Below are 3,935 nucleotides of genomic sequence, written 5' to 3' on the forward strand. Positions count from 1 at the left end.
GCGTTTTGCAGCCCCTGACAGTGCGGCGCACAGCGGCGGGCTGGGAGCTGGTGGCCGGAGAGCGGCGGCTGCGGGCCGCCCGGATGGCGGGACTGGAGACGGTCCCCTGCCTGGAGACCGCAGCGGACGACCGCCGCTCCGCCCTGCTGGCCCTGGTGGAAAACCTGCAGCGGGAGGACCTGCACTACTTTGAGGAGGCGGCGGCCATCGCCGCCTATCTCCAGCAGACCGGCGCCACCCAGGAGGAGGCCGCCGCCCAGCTGGGCCGCTCCCCTTCCGCCGTGGCCAACAAGCTGCGGCTGCTGCGCCTGTCCCCGGCCTGCCGGGCGATCCTGGTGGAAAACAATCTCACCGAGCGCCACGCCCGGTGCCTTCTGCGGCTGGAGGACGAGGAGGAGCGGCTCTCCGCCGCCCGGTATCTGGCCCAGCACCATCTGAACGTGGCCCAGGCGGAGCAGTACGTGGAGCGGCGGCTGGCCGCTTTGCAGACCACGCCCCCGGCAGGGCGGAAAACCTACATCATCAAGGACGTGCGCCTGTTTCTCAACAGTCTGGACCGGGGCCTGCGGCTGATCCGGGAGGCGGGCGTGGACGCCCGGACGGAGCGGCAGGAGACGGAAGAGGACATCCTGCTGACCATCCGTATCCCCAAACAGCGCCGGGGCGTCTCCTGACGCTGGAAAATTTTGTTGTTACAGGATTGTAATGCTTTTTTTGCGTCCCGTGTGCTAAACTAAAGAGAACCTCGCATAGGCTGGGAACCACCGCCTATGGGATCATTGCAGCAAACGGGAGGGCTTCATGGAGCAGACGACAAAAGAAGCCATTGCACAGCGCAACGGCGGAAAGCGCCTCAGCGGCGGCGCCGGGAAAAAGCCGCTGATCATTATTGGAATTCTGGTGGCCGTGCTGGCTGCCGCGTATCTGGGCCTGTGCGCCTACGCCGGGTCCCTGGACGTCTTTTTCCCCAACACCACCATCAACGGTGTGGATGTGGCGGGCATGACGGTCCAGCAGGCCGGGGACGAACTGCGCAGCGCTCTTCCCCAGCGGACCATGGCATTTTACCTGCCGCTGACGGACAAGAGCGGAGACGGCGTCACCGCGCCGGAGGGCGACACCCTCTACGACCCAGAGCCCGCCGCCACCGTCACCTGTGCCGACCTGGGCATCACCCAGGACCTGGACTACTCCGACTACGCCCAGTCGGTCTTTGACCGGTCCCAGGGCCAGACCGGCTTTTTCCGCGGCGGTTGGAACCTCCTGGCCCATCTCTTCCACAGCCAGGGCGCCAAGGGCGTCTACCTGGAACCGGACGAGACCGTGCTGCAGGAGAAGCTGACGGAACTGTCCCAGACCTTCTCCCGTCCCGCTCAGGACACCGCCTATGAAGTGGGACAGGACGGCCTGACAGTGACCCGGGAGTTGGACGGTCTGGAGGTGACCGAGGCAGAGTTGGAGCCCCCCGTCCGGGAAGCCCTCTCCTCCGAGGCCGACGGTGCGGTCTATGTGGACGCCACGGTCCTGCCCGCCCAGGCCCTCACCGCCCAGGAGATTCATGATACCGTGGCAGGCAACATGAAAAACGCCGGCTATGACGCCGCCACCGGCTCCATCACCCCGGAGCAGGTGGGCGCCGAGTTCGATGTGGCCGAAGCCCAGTCCCTGCTGGACGCGGCAGCCCCCGGCGAGACCGTGGAGATCCCCGCCCAAATCGAGCAGCCCCGGGTCACCGCCGACGAACTCAAGGGCGTTTTGTTCCGGGACGTGCTGGGCCAGTGCCGCACCCATGTCTCCGGCTCCTCCGCCCGCATCAGCAACGTCAAGCTCTCCGCCGCCGCCTGCAACGGCGTGGTCCTCAATACCGGGGATGTCTTCTCCTACAACAACACCACCGGCCAGCGCACCACCGCCAAGGGCTATCAGGCGGCTCCCGCCTATGTGGGCGGCGAGACGGTGGACGAAGTGGGCGGCGGCGTGTGCCAGACCTCCTCTACCCTGTACTACGCCTGCCTGCGGGCCAATCTGGAGATCACCGAGCGCTACGCCCATCGGTACGTGCCCGCCTACATCGACTGGGGCATGGATGCCACCGTCTCCTGGGGCGGTCCGGACTACAAGTTCACCAACAACACCGATTACCCCATCAAGATCGTCACCAGCTACTCCGGCGGATATCTCACGGTGAAGATCCTGGGCACCAATGTGGACGGTACATACGTGAAGATGACCAATGAGGTCCTCTCCAAGACCAACTGGGAGACCGTCTACAAGGACGATCCTTCTCTTCCCGCCGGCACGGAGAAGGTCACCACCACACCCTACACCGGCTATAAGGTCAAGTCCTACCGCAACGTGTATAGCGCCAGCGGCAAGCTGATTTCCAGCACCTATGAGGCCACCAGCGACTACAAGGTGCGCAACAAGGTCATCACCCGGGGCCCCGCCCTGCCGGCACAGCCTGAGACCCCGGTCACCGGCCCGGCGGAGACGCCGGTGGAAACGCCGACGGAGACCGTGCCGTCCACGACGACGCCGGAGACCTCCGCCCAGACCCCCCAGACGGACCCATCCCAGGAGCAGACCCAGACGCCCGCTCAGGAAACTCCCGCCGAACCCTGAGACATCGGAACAGGCAGCTGACAGCTGCCTGTTCTTTTTTTGCTGCCGCCCGCGGACAGGTCCCCAGGAATTTCCGCGCCGGTTTACTCCGCCGGACGCATATACTAGCGCATATCCGTCTATTAGGGGAGGAATGGGGTCATGCACAGGCAAATCTGGCGGGCGGCAGTGCCGCTTTTGCTCCTGGCGGCAGTGTGCGGGGCGCTGTGGCCCTTCCGCCGGTTCATGACCGCCGAGGCCATCTCCCGCGCTTCTCCAAAGCAGATGTGGCTGGCAGCCGGCTTTTTGCTGGTGCTCTACGGCGTCAAAAGCGTCTCTTTCTGCTTCCCCATGTCGGCACTGACAGCGGCGGGCGGGCTTCTCTTCCCCTACCCCGCCGCGCTGGCGGTCAATCTCACCGGCACCGCCGTGGCTCAGACCCTTCCCTTCCTGCTGGGCCGGCGGAACCGGCAGCGGGCCGCGGCACTTCTCACGCGGTTCCCCAAAGTGGAACGGCTTCTCGCAGGAGAGCAGGACCATGCGGGGCTGCTGGTCTTTTTGCTGCGGCTGGCGGGGGCGTCTCCGGGGGATCTGGTCAGTCTGGCGCTGGGAGCGGCGGGGATTCCACCCTCCCGTTATCTGCCGCCGGGACTGCTGGGCGCGGCACCCCGGGTAGCGGCAGCCACGCTGCTGGGCGCCGCCCTCTGGGACCCGTGGAGCCAGCGGTTCTGGGTTTCGGTGGGGATCAACGCCGCCATTACCGTTTTGTCTCTCACCATCTGGCATCTGTGCAGCTTCCGGCACTCCGATCCGCCGCGTTGAAAACAAACCAGCCCGGGACGGCGATGCCGTTCCGGGCTGGTTGATGCGGCTTTTCCATCAGGCACAGTGTCTGTTTATCCCACCAGCAAAAACTGCCAGGAAGCCAGCGTCCCCGGACCTGTAATGGATACCCGGGACGAAGAGGACAGGCGGAACGCAGACGGCTCTGTTATCTCCAGGATTGTCCGGGCCGTGTAGACTGCGCTGGTGCCGGTGGGATGCTGGATCACCACCGTCATGTCCGACAAATCCTCGTTGTTCATTTGCAGCACCACGGTGGTGGACACCGCCGTGTCCGCCGGGATCTGGAGCATGAACTGGACGTCATACACGCCGGGCCGCCAAACCTGCACCCGGGAGCTCACCGGCGTGAACACCTCCGGCGTATACCGCCGCTGCTCCAGCTCCAATCCTCCGAAGAGTGCGGTGTTCCGCAGCGTTCCGGTCTGCCATGCATGGAAGATGGCGGTGGACAGCGTCCCCGGTTCACCCTGGGGGCCCTGCTCACCCTG

The 3,935-nt window shown here is 65.4% G+C and carries 4 protein-coding genes; 3 read left to right on the top strand and 1 reads right to left on the bottom strand.

Annotation, left to right across the window (positions count from 1 at the left end; translation table 11 throughout):
* The 3 genes from QZL67_RS05680 to QZL67_RS05690 all read left to right on the top strand — a co-directional run.
* Positions 1–674 (top strand): ParB/RepB/Spo0J family partition protein (locus QZL67_RS05680; RefSeq protein WP_292919942.1); only part of this gene is annotated, 674 nt, incomplete at its 5' end.
* 127 nt (positions 675–801) lie between these two features.
* Positions 802–2,622, top strand: coding sequence for a VanW family protein (locus QZL67_RS05685; protein WP_022289783.1), 1,821 nt, complete (start codon positions 802–804; stop codon positions 2,620–2,622).
* Between the two features lie 141 nt (positions 2,623–2,763).
* Complete coding sequence (locus QZL67_RS05690; protein ID WP_022289784.1) at positions 2,764–3,423, top strand: TVP38/TMEM64 family protein; 660 nt, start codon at positions 2,764–2,766, stop codon at positions 3,421–3,423.
* A 74-nt stretch (positions 3,424–3,497) separates the two neighbouring features.
* On the opposite strand, the gene QZL67_RS05695 is transcribed toward QZL67_RS05690, so the two are convergent.
* Positions 3,498–3,935 (bottom strand): hypothetical protein (locus QZL67_RS05695; protein WP_292919944.1); only part of this gene is annotated, 438 nt, incomplete at its 5' end.

Origin of the sequence: Oscillibacter sp. CAG:155 (genome assembly GCA_000436875.1) — a bacterium.
Classification (GTDB): Bacteria; Bacillota; Clostridia; order Oscillospirales; family Oscillospiraceae; genus Oscillibacter.